A 17,684-nucleotide genomic window follows, 5' to 3' on the forward strand; every position below is an offset into this window, starting at 1 on the left:
AGTCCCCCCAGCTTCACCGCCCGCCTTTTTCTCGATGCCAGAGTCTCCCCCTCGGCTTGCATGCGATTGCCGCTCGCGCCATGTTTAGAGAAGGTTGACCTCCTTGACCGCCGCCGAACGCACGATGCGCCTGCTCATTATCGAAGACGACCGTGAATCCGCCGACTACCTCGTGAAGGCGTTTCGCGAAGTCGGACACATTGCCGATCACGCCGCCGACGGCGAGGAAGGCCTCGCCATGGCCGAGAGCGGCGATTATGACGTGCTGGTGGTCGATCGCATGCTGCCCAAGCGCGACGGCCTGTCGCTGATCGGCGCGCTGCGCGACAAGGGCAACACGGCGCCGGTGCTGATTCTCTCCGCGCTCGGACAGGTCGACGACCGCATCAAGGGCCTGCGTGCCGGCGGCGACGACTATCTGCCAAAACCCTATTCTTTCGCCGAGCTCCTCGCCCGGGTCGAGGTGCTGTCGCGCCGCCGCGGTGGTCCCGCCGAGGACACGCTCTACCGCGTCGGCGACCTCGAACTCGACCGGCTCTCCCATCGCGTTGCCCGCGGCAAGGACGAGCTGACGCTCCAGCCACGCGAATTCCGCCTGCTCGAATATCTCATGAAGCATGCGGGACAGGTGGTGACGCGTACCATGCTGCTGGAGAACGTCTGGGACTACCATTTCGATCCGCAGACCAACGTGATCGACGTGCACATTTCGCGGCTGCGCTCCAAGATCGACAAGGGCTTCGAGCGGCCGCTGCTGCACACGATCCGCGGCGCCGGGTACATGATCCGTGACGGCATTCGGTAAACTCGTCCGCACCACGGCGTTCCGGCTCACGCTGGTCTATCTGCTGCTGTTCGCGATGTTCGCGGCCTCGCTGCTGGCCTATTTTGCCTGGAATACGCGGCGGCTGATCACTGAAGAGATCACGCAGACGGTCAATGCCGAGACCTCGGAGATCTCCGAGATCTACGGCCGCCGCGGCCTGCGCGGCCTGGTGCTGGCGATCGAGTATCGGGCGCTGCGGCCGGGCGCCAACCTCTACCTCGTGACCACGCCGACCGGGCAGGCGATTGCCGGCAATGTCGGCTCGCTGGCGCCCGGCGTGATGGCGACGCGCGGCTGGTCGGAGACCGCCTACCGCCGCATCGAGGACGCCGATGACCGCGACCATCGCGCGCTGGTGCGCGTCACCGAACTGGAAAACGGATTCCGCCTCCTGATCGGCCGCGACCTTGCCGAGCGGCGGCGGCTGTTCGGCATCGTGGCCAAGGCCGCGCAATGGTCAGTCCTGATCGTCGTGGTGCTCGGCCTCGGCGGCGGCGTCTTCGTCGCGCGCCGCGTGCTCCGACGCATCGACGCCATGACGGGGACCGCGCAGCGCATCATGACCGGCGACCTCAGCGAGCGCCTGCCGGTGGGACGCAGCGGCGACGAGCTCGATCGCCTCGCCGAAAATCTCAACGCCATGCTGGAGCGGATCGAGGCGCTGATGGCGGGGCTGAAGGAGGTCTCCGACAACATCGCCCATGATCTCAAGACGCCGCTGACGCGCCTGCGCAACCGCGCCGAGGAGGCGCTGGCGAAATCGGGCTGCGAGGCCGATTACCGGGCGGCACTGGAGCGGACCATCGAGGAATCCGACGGTCTCATCCGCACCTTCAACGCGCTCCTGATGATCGCGCGCGCCGAGTCCGGACAGGCGCGCGGCAACATGGACGATTTCGACGCCGCCGAGGTCGCGGGTGGCATCCATGAGCTCTACGAGCCGCTCGCCGAGGACGACGGCATGACCTTGAAGGTCAGGGCCGAGCCGACGCCGGTTCACGCCAACCGCGAATTGATCAGCCAGGCGCTCGCCAATCTGGTCGAGAATGCGATCAAATACGGCAAGCCGGCGGCGCAGACCGGCGGAACCGTGGTCAGCATGGACACAAGGCCGATCACGATCGAGGCGAGGCGCGACGGCGACCAAGTGCTGCTCAGCGTCACCGATCGCGGCCCCGGCATCCCCGAGGCCGACCGCAAGCATGCGGTCGAGCGATTCGTGCGGCTGGAAGCGAGCCGCACGCTGCCGGGCTCCGGCCTCGGCCTCAGCCTCGCCTCCGCGGTTGCGACATTGCACGGCGGCGAATTGCGGCTGGGCGACGCCCAGCCCGGTCTCGTCGCCACGCTGGTGCTGCCGGCGCGCGCGGGCGCCGGCGACAGGGTTGCTCCGCCAATACCGGATGTGCCACAGAAGGTGGCATGAACCACTCCGCGCCGGGAAACGCGGACAAGCATGGTGAGAGGCTGGCCGCGCGCTTTGCGGAAGCTCCCCATATTGCCGCTTCCACAACCGACGAACGACGTTTCGAAAGCTGGCTGAGCGAGCTCGAGCCGGCCCAATCGGCCCGTCTCGAAGCGCTGCTGGCTCATCCCTTCGCGCGGGATATCCTGGCCGGTATTGCGGAATTCTCGCCCTATCTGTTCGATCTGGTGCGCGCTGATGCCTTGCGCCTGATCCGGCTGCTCGAATGCGATCCGGATTCGCATCTGACGGCGCTGATCGCGGATGCCAGGGGCGCGGTGCTCGCGGCGGCGGATGAGGCCGAGGTGATGCGGCTGCTTCGTCGCATGAAAGCGGAGGCCGCGCTGCTGACGGCCTTGTGCGACATCGGCGGCGTATGGCCGGTGATGCGGGTGACGGCGGCGCTGACCGAGGTCGCTGTGTCCTCGGTGCAGGCGGCGCTGCAATATCTGCTGCGGCAGGAAGCCGCACGCGGCAAGCTCTCGCCGCCCAATCCCGAGGCGCCCGAAGAGGGCTGCGGGCTGATCGTGCTCGCCATGGGCAAGATGGGCGCGGGCGAGCTGAACTATTCCAGCGACATCGATCTCATCGTGTTCTTCGATCCTGATGCGACGACGCTGGCGGCGGACATCGAGCCGCAGCCGTTCTTCGTCCGGGTCACGCAAGGCATGGCGCGTATCCTGCAGCAGCGCACCTACGACGGCTACGTCTTCCGCGTCGATCTGCGCCTGCGGCCCGATCCGTCCTCGACCCAGGTGGCTATCTCACGGGACGCCGCGCTGAACTATTATGAGCGGGAAGGGCGCACCTGGGAGCGCGCCGCGATGATCAAGGCGCGTGCCTGCGCCGGCGATCCCCGGGCGGGCGAGGCGTTGCTCGCCGAGATCGCGCCCTTCGTCTGGCGCAAGCATCTCGACTTCGCGGCGCTCGCCGACGTCCACGACATGAAGCGGCAGATGCAGACCTATCGCGGCCAGAGCGAGGTCGCGGTGGAGGGGCACAACGTCAAGGTCGGCCGCGGCGGCATCCGCGAGATCGAGTTTTTTGCCCAGACCCAGCAATTGATCGCCGGCGGCCGTCATCCGGAATTGCGGGTGCGGCCGACGCTGAGAGCGCTCGACATTCTCGCCTCCAGCAACTGGATCACCTCCGCTGCGCGCGACGAGCTGACCATTGCGTACGAATTCCTGCGCCGGGTCGAGCATCGCATCCAGATGATTGCCGACGAGCAGACCCATACGCTGCCCGAAGACAAGGACGCGGTCGAACGTTTCGCGCGCTTCTTCGGCTATGCGGATCGCGAAGCCTTTGCGAGCGACTTGCTGCGGCAGCTCAAGATCGTGCAGGGGCACTACGAAAAACTATTCGAGGGCGACGATCCGACCGGCACGGCCAAGCTGCCGGCGCTCGACTACAGCGCAGGTCCCGACGATCCGCGCCTGCTCCAGCACCTCGTGGCGCTCGGCTTCAAGAAGCCTGCCGCCGTCGCGCAGACGGTGCGCGACTGGGTCACGGGCGACTATCGCGTGTTCCGCAATGAGGCGACGCGGAACGCCTTCGTCGAATTCGTGCCGGCCCTGATCGACGGGCTTGCCCATGCCGAGGAACCGGATCGCGCCGTCGTGGCGTTCGATCATTTCCTCGGTGCGCTCCAGCGCGGCGGCCGGCTGATCACGCTGCTCGGTCAGAACCGCGACCTCGTCGCGCTGGTGGCGTTGGTGCTGGGCGCAGCGCCGCGGCTCGGCGAGATGCTGGCAAGGCAGCCGCAGCTGATGGACGGCCTGATCGATCCGCGCTTCTTCGGCGCCATGCCGGACCGGCAGGAATTGTCGGGACGGCTAGCTGCGACCGTGCAGGATGCCGGCTCATACGAAGAGTTCCTCGATCGCCTGCGCCTGTTCGGGCAGGAGAGCCTGTTCCTGATCGGCACGCGGATCCTCTCCGGCACCGTCTCGGCGCAGCAGGCGAGCACGGCCTTTGCCGATGTCGCCGAAGGCATCGTGCACACCGTGCATGGCCTCGTTGAGGAGCGCTTTGCCGCCCAGCACGGCCGCATCAAGGGCCACGAGACCGCGATCATCGCGATGGGCCGGCTCGGCAGCCGCGAGATGACGGCCTCGTCCGATCTCGACCTGATCCTGCTCTACGATTTCGACAGCGACAATCCGGACTCCGATGGGCAGAAATCGCTTCAGGGCGCGCATTACTTCGCCCGCTTGACCCAGCGCCTGATCAGCGCATTCACGACGCGCACCAACTATGGCGTGCTCTACGAGATCGACATGCGGTTACGGCCGTCGGGACGCGCCGGCCCCGTTGCCTCGAGCCTCGTCTCGTTCGCCGACTATCAGGCCAACGAGGCCTGGACCTGGGAGCATATGGCGCTGACCCGCGCGCGCGTGGTGTCGGCCTCGCCCGAATTCCGGGAACGGATCGAGCGGGTCATTCGCGGCGTCCTGACCCGCCGCCGCGACCTCGCCATCACCGCCAACGACGTCGCCGACATGCGGCGCGCGATCGCTCAGGAGAAGGGCGAGGGCGATTGCTGGGATCTCAAATACGCCGCCGGCGGCATGGTCGATATCGACTTCATCGCGCAATATCTCCAGCTCGTGCACGCTCACGACAAGCCGGAGATTCTCGACGTCAGTACGCTGCAGGTGCTGGAAAATGCCTGCAGGCTCGGCGTGCTCCCGCAGTCGGAGACCGAAATCTTGCGTGCCGCCGCACGGCTCTATCACGACCTGACGCAGATCCTGCGGCTCTGCGTCAGCGACCGTTTCAAGCCGGAAACCGCGGGCACCGACCTCCTGCGCGTGATGGCGCGGGCCGGCGATGCGCCCGACTTTTCGTCGCTGGAAGCGCGCGTGAAGGAAACGCAGGGCGAGGTGAGGCGCGTATTTACGGCGCTGCTGGAAGGGACGTCGCCTGCTTCAGCGAGGTGAGCGCCTCGCGTACGTTCGGCTCCAGGCCCGCGCCGCCGGCATCGAGATGGGCGAAGATCGCGCGCTTCATCCGGGGATCCCAGAATTTCTTGATGTGCTCGGCAATTCCCGGCACGGCCTTGTCGTGGCCCTGGCTGCGGAAGAAGGTGCCGATCTGGTTGGCCATGTAGATCAGGCGGTCAGGCGACATCGGCAACCTCCGTGGCATGGCGAGCCGCGATCCGGCTGCCGTGCGTAAATATCTCGAATCCGTCCTGTCGGGCGATCGCGATCAGCGTGATGCCGGCGGCTTCCGCGGTGCGCACCGCGAGCGCGGTCGGCGCGGACACCGCGATCATCACCGGTGCGCCGATCGCGGCCGCCTTCTGCACCATCTCGACCGAGACGCGGCTCGTCAGTAACACCATGCCGCCGCGCGCATCCGTGCGGCTGCGTGCTAGCGAGCCCGCGAGCTTGTCCAGCGCGTTGTGGCGGCCGACGTCTTCGCGCAACGCGACGATGTTGCCGGCGGGGGACCAGAACGCCGCGGCGTGCACCGCGCGGGTTTGCAGATTGATCGATTGCAGCGGCGCGATCGCCTGCATCGCCGCCATGATCTCTTCCGGCGTGAAGCTCTGCCCTTGCGGCACCCCCGCCGCAGGCCGCACGGCTTCGGCGATGGACTCGATACCGCAGATGCCGCAGCCGGTGGGTCCCGCGACATGGCGACGGCGCTCGCTGATGAGCGCCGCGTCTTCCGGCGCCAGCCACATCCTGAGCTCGATGCCGTCATCGAGACGAACAATCTCGAGCGACTTGATGTCGTCGACTGACTTGATGATGCCTTCGCTCAGGCTGAAGCCGACGGCAAAATCCTCCAGGTTCTGCGGCGTTCCCATCATGACGGCGTAGGTGCCGCCATTATAGGTCAGCGCCAGCGGTGTCTCCTCCGGAATGAATCGCGTTCCTTCTGACGCCACACCGTTGCGCCAGATTCCGCGATCGATCGCCTGGACCGCTACGTGCATGCGCTTACTCCGCGGCTTCGGCCGGCGCGATGCGACGCGATTGGCGCGCCTGCGCATCATAGGCCTTCTGCCAGTCGGACGGGCCGTTCGAGGGCGATACCTGCACCGCCGTGACCTTGTATTCGGGACAATTGGTCGCCCAGTCCGAATATTCCGTCGTGATGACGTTGGCCTGCGTGTCCGGATGGTGGAAGGTGGTGTAGACGACCCCGGGCGCGACACGGTCGGTGATTTCCGCACGCAACGTGGTCTCGCCGGCACGGCTCTTCAGCCGCACCCAGTCGCCCTCGCGCACGCCGCGCTGCTCGGCATCGTGGGGATGGATCTCGAGGCGATCCTCGGCATGCCACACCACGTTCTCGGTGCGTCGGGTCTGCGCGCCGACATTGTACTGGCTGAGGATGCGGCCGGTGGTGAGCAGCAGGGGATAGCGCGGGCCGGTGCGCTCATCGGTTGCGACATATTCGGTCACGACGAACTTGCCCTTGCCGCGGACGAAGCCGTCGATATGCATCACCGGCGTGCCCTCGGGCGCCTTGTCGTTGCAGGGCCACTGCACGGAGCCGAGCTCGTCGAGCTTGGCGTAGGAGACGCCGGCAAAGGTCGGAGTGAGGGCTGCGATCTCGTCCATGATCTCGGACGGGTGGCTGTAGTTCATCTCGAAGCCCATCGCCTTGGCAAGGCCGATGGTGACCTCCCAGTCGGCCATGCCGTTCTTCGGTGTCATCACCTTGCGCACGCGCTGGATACGCCGCTCGGCATTGGTGAAGGTGCCGTCCTTCTCGAGGAAGCTCGAGCCGGGCAGGAAGACATGGGCGTAGTTCGCGGTCTCGTTGAGGAAGAGGTCGTGGACGATGACGCATTCCATCGCCGACAGCGCCGCCACCACGTGGCTGGTGTTGGGATCGGACTGGAGGATGTCCTCGCCCTGCACGTAGATCCCCATGAACGTGCCTTCGACCGCGGCATCGAACATGTTGGGAATGCGCAGACCCGGCTCAGGATTGAGCTTGACGTTCCACAGCGCCTCGAACTGGTCGCGTACGGCATCGCCGGAGATGTGGCGGTAGCCGGGCAACTCGTGCGGGAACGAGCCCATGTCGCAGGAACCCTGCACGTTGTTCTGGCCGCGCAGCGGGTTCACGCCGACGCCGGGACGGCCGATATTGCCTGTGACCATCGCGAGGTTGGCGATTGCGATCACCGTGGTCGAGCCCTGGCTATGCTCGGTGACACCGAGGCCGTAATAGATCGCGCCATTGCCGCCGGTCGCGTAGGTGCGGGCTGCTTCGCGCAGGTCCTTCGGATTGACGCCGGTGAGGATGGCGGTGGCTTCCGGGCTGTTGTTCGGCTGGGCGACGAACGCCGCCCATTCCTCGAACTCGCTCCAGTCGCAGCGTTCACGCACGAAAGCCTCGTTGGCGAGGCCTTCGGTCACGATCACATGCGCCAGCGCGGTCATGACGGCGACGTTGGTGCCGGGCATCAGGGGCAGGTGCAGCGCCTTCACGTGCGGCGATTCCACCATCTCGGTGCGACGCGGATCGATCACGATCAGCTTGGCGCCCTGGCGCAGCCGCTTCTTCAGCCGCGAGGCGAACACCGGGTGAGCGGACGCCGGGTTGGCACCGATGATGACGACGACGTCGGTGTCTTCGACCGAGTCGAAATCCTGCGTGCCGGCCGAGGTGCCGAACGTGGTCGAGAGGCCATAGCCGGTCGGGGAGTGGCAGACGCGGGCGCAGGTGTCGACATTATTGTTGCCGAAGCCGGCACGGATCAGCTTCTGCACCAGATAGGTTTCTTCGTTGGTGCAGCGGGACGATGTGATGCCACCGATAGCGTCGCGGCCGAATGTCTTCTGGATCCCGCGCATCCTGGCGGCGGCAAACGAGAACGCTTCGTCCCAGGACACTTCGCGCCAGGGATCCTCGATTCTTTCGCGGATCATCGGGTTGAGGATGCGTTCCTTGTGGTTGGTGTAGCCCCAGGCGAAGCGGCCCTTGACGCAGGAATGGCCGCGATTGGCCTTGCCGTCCTTGTAGGGCACCATGCGCACGACTTCCTCGCCGCGCATCTCGGCCTTGAAGGTGCAGCCGACGCCGCAATAAGCGCAGGTGGTGACGACGGAGTGCTCGGGCTGGCCGATCTCGATCACGGACTTTTCGGTCAGCGTTGCGGTCGGGCAGGCCTGCACGCAGGCGCCGCACGAGACGCATTCGGAGCCGAGGAAGCTCTCGCTCATGCCCGGCGAGACACGGCTGTCGAAGCCGCGGCCGGAGATGGTCAGCGCGAAGGTGCCTTGCACCTCCTCGCAGGCGCGGACGCAGCGCGAGCAGACGATGCACTTGGACGGATCGTACGTGAAGTAGGGATTGGACTCGTCCTTCGGCATCCAGTGGTCGTTGCTGCAACCGTCCGACTTGGCGAAGACGTGGTTCTCGCCCTCATAGCCGTAGCGCACATCGCGCAGGCCGACTGCACCGGCCATGTCCTGCAATTCGCAGTCGCCATTGGCGCCGCAGGTGAGGCAGTCGAGCGGATGGTCGGAGATGTAGAGCTCCATCACGCCCTTGCGGAGTTTCTTGAGCCGCTCGGTCTGGGTGTGCACGACGAGGCCGGACATCACCGGCGTGGTGCAGGACGCCGGCGTGCCGGCGCGACCCTCGATCTCGACGAGGCAAAGACGGCAGGAGCCGAACGCGTCGACCATGTCGGTGGCGCAGAGCTTTGGAATCTGGTGGCCGGTGTCCATCGCGGCCCGCATGATGGAGGTGCCCTCGGGCACTGTGACCTCATTGCCGTCGATGGTCAGCGTCACCATCGTTTCCGATTTGGAAGCCGGCGTGCCGAAGTCGATTTCCTCGATCAGAGACATTGTCGTTCTCCTATTCCGCGGCTTGAAGCGTGGTCGGCACGGGTGCGAAATCCTCTCGGAAGTGCTTCAATGCGCTGAGCACGGGGTAGGGCGTGAAGCCGCCGAGTGCGCAGAGCGAGCCGAATTTCATGGTGTTGCAGAGGTCCTCGACGAGCGCGAGATTTTCGTGCACGCGCTCGCCGTTGATGATCTTCTCGATGGTCTCGACGCCACGGGTCGAGCCGATCCGGCAGGGCGTGCACTTGCCGCAGGATTCGACGGCGCAGAACTCCATGGCGAAGCGCGCCTGCCTGCGCATGTCGACGCTGTCGTCGAACACGACGATGCCGCCATGGCCGATCAGGCCGTCACGCGCGGCGAAGGCCTCGTAGTCGAACGGCGTGTCGAACAGTGCGCGCGGGAAATAGGCGCCGAGGGGCCCGCCGACCTGCACGGCGCGGACCGGTCGGCCCGTGAACGTGCCGCCGCCGATGTCATCGACGAGCTCGCCGAGCGTCACGCCGAACGCGGTCTCGAACAGGCCGCCATGGCGGATGTTGCCGGCGAGCTGGATCGGCATCGTGCCGCGGGAGCGGCCCATGCCGAAATCGGCATAGGCCTTGGCGCCTTCGGCGAGGATGAAGGGGACGGCGGCGAACGACAGCACGTTATTGATGACGGTCGGCTTGCCGAACAGGCCGTGATGGGCGGGCAGCGGCGGCTTGGCGCGCACGATGCCGCGGCGGCCTTCGAGGCTTTCCAGCAGCGAGGTCTCCTCGCCGCAAACGTAAGCGCCGGCACCGACGCGGACTTCGAGATCGAAGCTGTACGTGGAACCGCCGATCCTGTCGCCGAGATAGCCGCCGCGCTTGGCGGCTACAATGGCGGCATTCATCGCCTCCACCGCGTGCGGATATTCGCTGCGGATATAGATGTAGCCCTTGGTCGCGCCGACGGTGATGCCGGCGATGGTCATACCCTCGATCACCAGGAAGGGATCGCCCTCCATGATCATGCGGTCAGCGAAGGTGCCGCTGTCGCCTTCGTCGGCGTTGCAGACGATGAATTTGCGGTCGGCCTTGGCCTGCGCGACCGTCTTCCACTTGATGCCGGTCGGAAAGCCCGCGCCGCCGCGGCCGCGCAGGCCCGATGCCGTGACTTCGGTGAGGATCGCATCCGTGCCGAGCGACAGGGCGCGCTCAAGTCCCTTGTAACCGTCGTGCGCGCGGTAGTCGTCGAGCGAGCGCGGATCGATCACGCCGCAGCGGGCGAAGGTAAGACGGGTCTGGCGCTTCAGCCAGGGGATCTCGTCGGTCGCCCCCAGCCGCAGCAGATGCGGCGTGTTGCTGGCGAGCGCATCGAGCAGGGAAGGCACATCGGCCTCGGTGACAGGGCCGAAGGCGATGCGGCCCTGCGGCGTCGCCACCTCGACCAGCGGCTCCAGCCAGTACATGCCGCGCGAGCCGGTCCTGACGATCTCGATGGCCACGCCGCGCTTCGCGGCAGCCTGCTCCAATGCCAGCGCGACCTCGTCGGCGCCGACGGCCAACGCACCGGCATCACGTGAGACGTAGAGACGCATGCTCATCGTTGCGCCTCCGCGACCAGCGCATCAAGGCGCTTCTGATCGAGGCGGCCGATCAGGCGGCCGTCGAGCATCGCGGACGGCGCCGTCGCGCACAGGCCGAGGCAGTAGATCGGCTCCAGCGTGACGCGATCATCGGCCGTGGTGTTGCCGAGCGACACGCCGAGCTTGGCTTCTGCGCGCGCAGCCAGCACATCGCCGCCCGCGGCCTGGCAGGCCTCCGCGCGGCAGAGCTTGAGCACATGACGGCCGGCCGGCTTGTGGCGGAAATCATGGTAGAACGTGAATACGCCATGCACTTCGGCGCGCGACAGATTGAGCGCCTGCGCCACCATGGGAATGGCGGCCTCCGGCACGTAGCCGAATGCCTCCTGTAGCGCATGCAAGATGACCAGCGTCGCACCCTCTTGGTTGGCATGTTCGCCGATGATTTCGGCGCCGCGCGTCTCGTTCCAAGGCTCAAAAACCGCTGTCATTCTTCGTTCTCAACCTGAGCGTTTCCTTTGGCGCAAACTAGTTGGAATCATTCGAAGATCAATAAAGCTGTCCCGTGCTGCGATTGCGAATTCGGATCGATTTGCAACCGCAATCGATCGATGCGAAATGGCAATGAAAGTTGTATCGGTCTGCCGGTTTTTGCGTGTTGGCGCAGGCCCGGCGTGCTAGCTTGCATGCCACGATGGAATTCGAGGGGACGCCCGGTTGATCGACAAGCTTGAACTGCTGCTGGCGCTGGCGAAGGAGCGTCATTTTGGACGCGCGGCGGAGGTCTGCGGCGTGACGCAACCGACGATGTCGACCGGACTCAAACAGCTCGAGGAGATCCTCGGGGTGATGCTGGTCCAGCGCGGGTCCCGCTTCCAAGGCTTTACGCCGGAAGGCGAGCGAGCGCTGGATTGGGCGCGGCGGATCGTGGGCGATGCCCGCGCGATGCGCGACGAGATCAACGGGCTGAAGCATCAGCTCTCCGGCGAGATCCGCATCGCTGCGATCCCGACCGTGCTCGGCATGGTCGCCGCGCTGACGACGCCGTTCCGCGCCCGGCATCCGGAGGTGCGCTTCCGCATCCAGTCCACCACCTCGTCCGAGGTGCTGGGGCTGCTCGAAAATCTCGAGGTCGATGCGGGGCTGACCTATATCGAGAACGAGCCGATCGGCAAGGTGCGGACCATTCCGCTCTACAATGAGAGCTATCGTCTCCTGACCGCGCCGGATGCGATGTTCGGTGACCGCGAGACGGTGACATGGACGGAGGTCGGGCAGGTGCCACTATGCCTGCTGACGCCCGACATGCAGAACCGCCGCATCATCGACCGCGCGCTACGCTCGGTCGGCGCCGAGGCGACGCCGACGCTGACCTCGAACTCGCTGCTGGTGCTGTTCACGCATGTCAAGACCGGGCGCTGGGCGAGCGTGATGCCGGCCAAGCTCGCCGAGACGCTCGGTCTTTCCGACACGGTGCGCTCGATCCCGATCACCGATCCCGAGGTCAATTACAGCATCGGCCTGGTGATCCCGCAGCGCGATCCGATGACGCCGCTGATCGCAGCCCTGGTCAATGTCGCGCGCGAAGTGGCGCCGACGCTGCAATTGTAGCGGATCAAGCTGCGGCCGATATGCCCGACACAGCCTTGACGGCGTCGCGCGGCAGGGTCACGCGCACGACGGTGCCGACCTCCAGCTTGGAGCGCAGCCGCATCGAGCCGCCATGGAGCTGCGCCAGCGAGCGGGCGATCGCGAGGCCCAGGCCCGAGCCGTGATAGGTCTTGGTGAGCTGGCTCTCCACCTGTTCGAACGGGCGGCCGAGCCGTGTCAGCGAATGCGGCGCGATGCCGATGCCGGTGTCGGCGATCATCAGCACGATCCTGTCGTCGAGCTGCCGGCTGCGCACCACGATGCGTCCGCCGTCGGGCGTGAACTTCACGGCGTTGGAGAGCAGATTGACGATGATCTGCTTGGTGGCGCGGCGGTCGGCGACGACGGAGATGGATTTTGCGATGTCGGCATCGAGTGTCAGGTGCTTGTCCTGGGCCCGGCCGGTGACGACGCGCAGGGATTCCGCCAGCGTCTGCGCCAGGTCGAGCTCTTCCAGGTCGAGCTTCATGCGGCCGGCCTCGATCTTGGACATGTCGAGGATGTCGTTGATGACCTCGAGCAGATAGTGGCCGCTGGTCAGGATGTCCTGGCAGTATTCCTGATACTTTTCGCTGCCGAGTTCGCCGAACATGCCCGAGCCCATGATCTCGGAGAAGCCGATGATGGCGTTGAGCGGCGTGCGCAGCTCGTGGCTCATGTTGGCGAGGAACTTCGACTTGGTCTGGTTGGCCTCCTCGGCGCGGGTCTTCTCGCGCTGGTATTTCTCGGCGAGATCAGCGAGCTCGACCGCCTGGCGCTCCAGCGCGGCTTGCGAACGTTTCAGGTCGATGACGGTGGCGCGCAGGCGCAGATCGTTGTCGACCAGCTTCTGCTCGTGCTCCTTGATGCGGGTGATGTCGGTGCCGACTGAGACGTAGCCGCCGTCCTTGGTGCGGCGCTCGCTGATGTGCAGCCAGCTGCCGTCGTCGAGCTGGGCTTCGAAGGTGCGCGCGCCCGGGCCTTGGCTCGCTGTCTCGTTGTGGCGGGTGCGCACCTCCGGCATGCGGCCGACCTCGAGCACGGTCTCGTAGGAGGTGCCGGGAATGACGGCGCTGTCAGGCAGCTTGTGCAGGCGCTGGAAGTGCGAGTTGCAGAGCACCAGGCGGTCGCTCGCATCCCACAGCACGAAGGCTTCCGGAATGGTCTCGATGGCGTCGCGCAGGCGGAGGTCGGCTTCGACGGTGCGCTCGGCGAGGCTCTTCTGCTCAGTGATGTCGACGGCAATCCCGATCAGGTGCACGCTGGAATCGGTCGCCCCGCGCGTCTTTTCGCAGCGGACGCGGAGCCAGATCCAATGGCCGTCGACATGCTGCATGCGGAAGGTTTGGTCGATGTGGTCGATCTTCTCGGAGATGAGCTGGTCGGCGATCGCGAACAGGTCGATGTCGTCGGACTTCACCAGCGCGTTGACCTCGCCGAAGGTGAGGAGCTCGTGGCGGCCGTCGAGGCCGAGCATCGAGAACATCGACTGCGACCAGAAGATCCGGCCGCGCGACAGGTCCCAGTCCCACAGGCCGCAGCGGCCGCGGTTGAGCGCGGTGTCGATCCGGCCGCGCACGGCGTCGTTGATGAGGTCGCCCTCGCGGGCGCGGGTGGACTGCCAGTGGAAGGCGAAGCCGAGGATCAGGACGACGAATCCGGTGGTCGCCGACAGCGTCACCGAGAGCGCGGCGTCCGAACCCCAGATCGGCTCGTTGCGCTCCTGGATCACGGTGACGAAGCCGGGCATCGACTTGATCTGCCGCGAGGTCGCCATCGCGGCGTTGCCGCTCGGCAGCGTCATGTCGGAGATGTTGCCGTCGCGCGTCGGCGCCGCGAGCAGTTGCGCCGTGGTAATGGCATCGAGCAGGCGGTCGTTGCCTGAAGGATCGCTGTCGATCGGGATGCGGGCGAGAACGCGGCGGTCGATGCCGGCCGAGGTGACGATGACGTGGCGGCCCGTGGCCGTGCCCCAGGTCGGGATCAGATCGGGCAGCAGTGCCGGCAGGCTCTCGATGTTCTTGAGCCGCTCCTGCCGCACGGAGGTGAGGCGGTCGATGCGTTCGGCGAGCAGATCGGCGAGCGCCGAGATGTCGTGGCGGATCACCATGCGCTTCTGGCGCGTCTGATCGACGACCTGCACGAACGCGCCGAGGCAGATCGTGATCAGGAACGCGATGATGAGCGTCGGCACGGCGCGACGAAGCGCCGGCTCTGCGATCAAGAGCCGATGATAGGCAGGTTTCGCGATCGATTGCGCCAATCCCTTGATCGAATCGGATTGGACGCACGCGTTCGCGGCGTCTGCACGCGACATGCCTTCGGCCCCCTGAAAACCAGCTTGCAACTGAAGTCCGGAAGCAGCCCCACATCGCTTCCGAATCACAGCGATTTGAATCCAGTTTTCGCGGGCTGTCGAGAGTCAACGAATCGTTAACGCGAAATTATTCTTATCCCACGCGCAGTTTGCGCATCATGCGTCCGCAAAGTCACGGGCGCGAGGAGTCCGAAACGAGAACGTGTGACTCCTCGCACGTTCCTCGTCTCGTGCGCCGCATCACGCGCGCGGCGGTTCGGCGTGACTGATGACGCGCTTCACGCTCGGGAACGCGCGGCGCAACGCGCGCTCGATCGCGTCGACATGCTCGTGCACCTTGATCACGCTCATCGACGGCGTGGCGCGGCAGTGGAAATTGACGATCTCGCCGGCATCGGTGTTGCGGACACGGACGTTATGGATGTCGTGGATGTCGCCGCCGGCGGCATATTCCGTCAGCGCGGCGGCGATCGTCCGCACCCGTTCCGGCGTGGCATCGACCCCGAACGGCAGTTCCGGTTCCAATGGCTCGATGTGGACGTCGACCTCGACGTCCTCGCCGAACTCCACCTGGATGTTACGCTCCAGGGTGTTGGCGACGTCATGGGCGGCATCGAGCTGCATTCCGCCGTCGACCTCGAGGTCGATGCTGACGATCAGCTTGGCGCCGAGATCGTGCACCGTGACGTGGTGGATGGCGAGCCCGGAATTGCGCGCGATCACCATGATGCGGTCGCGCACGGTCTCGTTGTCGCGCGCGACAGGCACCGCAGCGAAAGTGAGGTCGGCATCGCCGAACGCCTTGGCGACGGCGGTCTGCGCGTTGCGCTTGATGTCCTCGACCCGGTCGATCGGATAGGTCCGCGGCACCTTTGCGATGGTGTCGATGAACGTGGTCGCGCCGACCATGCGCACCCGCAGCCGCTCGACGTCGATCACGCCGGGCACGCTCCGGATCGCGGCCGTGGCCTTTTCCTGCGCGCCCTCCGGGGCGCGGTCGACCAGCGTCTGCACCGTCGAGCCGGCCATGCGCAGCCCGAGCAGGGCGATCATCACGGCGACCGCGGCGGCCGCGGCGGCGTCGCCCCACCAGAAACCGAGGCCGGCGAGGATCAGGCCGATGATCACAGCGAACGAGCCCATCACGTCGGAGGCGAAATGCAGCGCGTCCGCCGCGAGCGCCTGGCTCCGTGTCTCGCGCGCGGCGCGGTGCAGGGCGCGGGCGCGCCAAAGATTGACGATGATGTCGATCACCAGCACCACGAAGGGCACGGCCGAGATGGTTGGCGGCGGGGTTCCCTCGCGCAGCCGGCTATAGGCTTCGACCAGGATGCCACCGGCGAGCACGTAGAGCAGGGCGGTGACGCCCAGCGCCGAGACGCTCTCCAGCTTGCCGTGGCCGTAATGGTGCTCCTCGTCCGCCGGCTTGTCGGACACCCGCACCACCGCCCAGGTGATGATGGTCGCGATCAGGTCGATCGAGGAGTGCAGGGCCTCGGAGATCAGCGCGAGCGAGCCGATCGCGATCCCGACCACGAACTTGGCCGCCGCCATGCCGCCGCTGGCGAAGATCGAGATCGCGGCGACCGAGGTTTTGTCGTGCTGGGAGGTCATGGCGGGGGATTTAGCAGGGCGTGGGTGAACATCAAGCGATGATCCACAGAAGTAGTCGCTAGTGAGTTGCAGGAGCGAAGCAATTGCGAATGCTTCCGAATTGAGCGGCCGCGTGCGCCAGTCTCGTAGGGTGGGCAAAGCGCAGCGTGCCCACGATCTGTATCCATCACTGACGAAAGGTGGGCACGGCGCTAACGCGCCTTTGCCCACCCTACGGGACCGCCGCTTTGGCCGAGTCTGCGCCTCATACCGTCACCACGATCTTCCCCAGATGCCTGTTCGCCTCCATGTGCGCGAACGCCTTGTCGATGTCGTGGAACGCGAACGACCTTGTCGATCGTCAGTCCCGTAGGGTGGGCAAAGCGCAGCGTGCCCACGGTCTCGTCCTTCATGAAGAAGGACGTGGGCACGGCGCTAACGCGCCTTTGCCCACCCTACGGCACCGCCGCTTTGGCCGAGTCTGCGCCTCATACCGTCACCACGATCTTCCCCAGATGCCTGTTCGCCTCCATGTGCTCGAACGCCTGGTCGATGTCGTCGAACGCGAACACCTTGTCGATCGGCAGCTGCAGTTTTCGCGACTCCACCGCGCCCCAGATGTCCTTGCGGACCTGCTCGAAGATCTCGCGGATCTCCTCGATGGTGCGGGTGCGGAAGGTGACGCCGACATAGTCGATGCGGCGCGCCGCGTGCAGGTCGAAGTTGAAGTCGGCATGGGTGCCGCCGAGCCGGCCAACATTGACGATGCGGCCCTTGACCCTGGTCGCCGCAAGGTTCTGGCTCGCAACCTTGCCCGAGACCTGGTCGACGATGAGGTCGACGCCCTCGCCGCCGGTCGCCTTCAGGACGTCGTCGACCCATTTGGGGTCGGAGGAGTCGACCGCGAGGTCGGCGCCGTACTCCTGCAACCGGCCACGGCGCGCGGCATCGGTCGACGAGCCGATCACCAACTTCGCGCCCTTGAGCTTGGCGATCTGCATCGCCATCAGCCCGACGCCGGAGCTGGCGCCCTGGATCAGCACGCTCTGCCCCGGCTGCACGCCGCCGACGGTGACGACGGCGTTGTGCATGGTCGCGAGCGCGACGGGCAGGGTGGCCGCCTCCTCGAAATTCATGTTCGACGGCGCGCGGAACAGCCGGCCGTGATCGGCGAGTGTGTATTCGGCAAATGCCGCGCCGCCCGAGCCCATGATGCGGTCGCCGATCTTGACGCCCTTGGCATCCGGCCCGAGCTCGGCGACCTCGCCGGCCCATTCCATCCCCAGCACGGTGCCGGCGCCCCCGGCCGCGCCATGGGCGTGGCCTTTGCGCATGCCGGTGTCAGCCCGGTTGAGCCCGCAGGCGCGGACCTTGACCAGCACCTGCGTGCCTTTCGGCTTTGGTTGAGCGACGTCGGAAATCCGAGCGCCTTCAGGGCCGTAGACGTAAGCCTTCATGGATTGCTCTCGCTTCTTAAA

12 protein-coding genes and 1 pseudogene are annotated in these 17,684 nt (G+C 66.1%); 4 read left to right on the forward strand and 9 right to left on the reverse strand.

What is annotated here, in order from left to right:
* Positions 1–124: 124 nt before the first annotated feature.
* From IVB26_RS14885 to IVB26_RS14895, 3 genes are read left to right on the forward strand one after another with little or no spacing between them, the layout of a single operon-like run.
* Positions 125–805 (forward strand): response regulator transcription factor, encoded by a 681-nt coding sequence (locus tag IVB26_RS14885; RefSeq protein WP_035965648.1) that lies wholly within the window; start codon positions 125–127, stop codon positions 803–805.
* Positions 789–2,249 carry a sensor histidine kinase gene (locus IVB26_RS14890; protein WP_247972341.1) on the forward strand — a complete coding sequence of 487 codons (1,461 nt, stop codon included), beginning with the start codon at positions 789–791 and terminating at the stop codon, positions 2,247–2,249. Before IVB26_RS14885 ends, IVB26_RS14890 begins: the two co-directional genes overlap by 17 nt.
* Positions 2,246–5,233, forward strand: a complete 2,988-nt coding sequence (locus tag IVB26_RS14895; RefSeq protein WP_247972342.1) for a bifunctional [glutamine synthetase] adenylyltransferase/[glutamine synthetase]-adenylyl-L-tyrosine phosphorylase — start codon at positions 2,246–2,248, stop codon at positions 5,231–5,233. Before IVB26_RS14890 ends, IVB26_RS14895 begins: the two co-directional genes overlap by 4 nt.
* Here the strand turns inward: IVB26_RS14895 and IVB26_RS14900 are convergent.
* From IVB26_RS14900 to IVB26_RS14920, 5 genes are read right to left on the reverse strand one after another with little or no spacing between them, the layout of a single operon-like run.
* The gene (locus IVB26_RS14900) at positions 5,190–5,423 is read right to left on the reverse strand and encodes a formate dehydrogenase subunit delta (protein WP_247972343.1); all 234 of its coding nucleotides are present in this window, start codon (positions 5,421–5,423) and stop codon (positions 5,190–5,192) included. The genes IVB26_RS14895 and IVB26_RS14900 overlap by 44 nt on opposite strands.
* Complete coding sequence (gene fdhD / locus IVB26_RS14905) at positions 5,413–6,240, reverse strand: formate dehydrogenase accessory sulfurtransferase FdhD (protein WP_247972344.1); 828 nt, start codon at positions 6,238–6,240, stop codon at positions 5,413–5,415. The genes IVB26_RS14900 and fdhD overlap by 11 nt, the downstream gene beginning before the upstream one ends.
* 4 nt (positions 6,241–6,244) lie before the next feature.
* Positions 6,245–9,118: a formate dehydrogenase subunit alpha gene (gene fdhF, locus IVB26_RS14910; RefSeq protein ID WP_247972345.1), complete on the reverse strand. Its 2,874-nt coding sequence runs from the start codon at positions 9,116–9,118 to the stop codon at positions 6,245–6,247.
* Between the two features lie 10 nt (positions 9,119–9,128).
* Complete coding sequence (locus IVB26_RS14915) at positions 9,129–10,685, reverse strand: formate dehydrogenase beta subunit (protein ID WP_247972346.1); 1,557 nt, start codon at positions 10,683–10,685, stop codon at positions 9,129–9,131.
* On the reverse strand, positions 10,682–11,158 hold the full coding sequence (locus IVB26_RS14920; RefSeq protein ID WP_247972347.1) for a formate dehydrogenase subunit gamma: 477 nt from the start codon (positions 11,156–11,158) through the stop codon (positions 10,682–10,684). Before IVB26_RS14920 ends, IVB26_RS14915 begins: the two co-directional genes overlap by 4 nt.
* 226 nt (positions 11,159–11,384) lie before the next feature.
* Between IVB26_RS14920 and IVB26_RS14925 the strand changes: the two genes are divergently transcribed.
* Positions 11,385–12,278 (forward strand): LysR family transcriptional regulator, encoded by an 894-nt coding sequence (locus IVB26_RS14925; protein WP_247972348.1) that lies wholly within the window; start codon positions 11,385–11,387, stop codon positions 12,276–12,278.
* A 4-nt stretch (positions 12,279–12,282) separates the two neighbouring features.
* On the opposite strand, the gene IVB26_RS14930 is transcribed toward IVB26_RS14925, so the two are convergent.
* The 4 genes and pseudogenes from IVB26_RS14930 to IVB26_RS14940 all read right to left on the reverse strand — a co-directional run bounded on the left by IVB26_RS14930 (position 12,283) and on the right by IVB26_RS14940 (position 17,663).
* On the reverse strand, positions 12,283–14,613 hold the full coding sequence (locus IVB26_RS14930) for a PAS domain-containing sensor histidine kinase (protein WP_247972349.1): 2,331 nt from the start codon (positions 14,611–14,613) through the stop codon (positions 12,283–12,285).
* A 240-nt stretch (positions 14,614–14,853) separates the two neighbouring features.
* Positions 14,854–16,227, reverse strand: coding sequence for a cation-efflux pump (locus IVB26_RS14935; protein WP_247972350.1), 1,374 nt, complete (start codon positions 16,225–16,227; stop codon positions 14,854–14,856).
* A gap of 244 nt (positions 16,228–16,471) precedes the next feature.
* Positions 16,472–16,558 (reverse strand): annotated as a pseudogene (locus tag IVB26_RS43525) (hypothetical protein); the annotation flags it as partial.
* A gap of 136 nt (positions 16,559–16,694) precedes the next feature.
* Positions 16,695–17,663 (reverse strand): quinone oxidoreductase family protein, encoded by a 969-nt coding sequence (locus IVB26_RS14940; protein ID WP_247972351.1) that lies wholly within the window; start codon positions 17,661–17,663, stop codon positions 16,695–16,697.
* Between the last annotated feature and the right edge of the window lie 21 nt (positions 17,664–17,684).

Origin of the sequence: Bradyrhizobium sp. 195, from assembly GCF_023101665.1 — a bacterium.
GTDB lineage: Bacteria > Pseudomonadota > Alphaproteobacteria > Rhizobiales > Xanthobacteraceae > Bradyrhizobium.

Bases quoted from the DNA above. Each gene is read 5' to 3' on its own strand.
- IVB26_RS14885 (WP_035965648.1), top strand. From the start codon at position 125: ATGCGCCTGCTCATTATCGAAGACGACCGTGAATCCGCCGACTACCTC.
- IVB26_RS14895 (WP_247972342.1), top strand. From the start codon at position 2,246: ATGAACCACTCCGCGCCGGGAAACGCGGACAAGCATGGTGAGAGGCTG.
- IVB26_RS14900 (WP_247972343.1), bottom strand. From the start codon at position 5,423: ATGTCGCCTGACCGCCTGATCTACATGGCCAACCAGATCGGCACCTTC.
- fdhD (WP_247972344.1), bottom strand. From the start codon at position 6,240: ATGCACGTAGCGGTCCAGGCGATCGATCGCGGAATCTGGCGCAACGGT.
- fdhF (WP_247972345.1), bottom strand. From the start codon at position 9,118: ATGTCTCTGATCGAGGAAATCGACTTCGGCACGCCGGCTTCCAAATCG.
- IVB26_RS14915 (WP_247972346.1), bottom strand. From the start codon at position 10,685: ATGAGCATGCGTCTCTACGTCTCACGTGATGCCGGTGCGTTGGCCGTC.
- IVB26_RS14920 (WP_247972347.1), bottom strand. From the start codon at position 11,158: ATGACAGCGGTTTTTGAGCCTTGGAACGAGACGCGCGGCGCCGAAATC.
- IVB26_RS14930 (WP_247972349.1), bottom strand. From the start codon at position 14,613: ATGTCGCGTGCAGACGCCGCGAACGCGTGCGTCCAATCCGATTCGATC.
- IVB26_RS14935 (WP_247972350.1), bottom strand. From the start codon at position 16,227: ATGACCTCCCAGCACGACAAAACCTCGGTCGCCGCGATCTCGATCTTC.
- IVB26_RS14940 (WP_247972351.1), bottom strand. From the start codon at position 17,663: ATGAAGGCTTACGTCTACGGCCCTGAAGGCGCTCGGATTTCCGACGTC.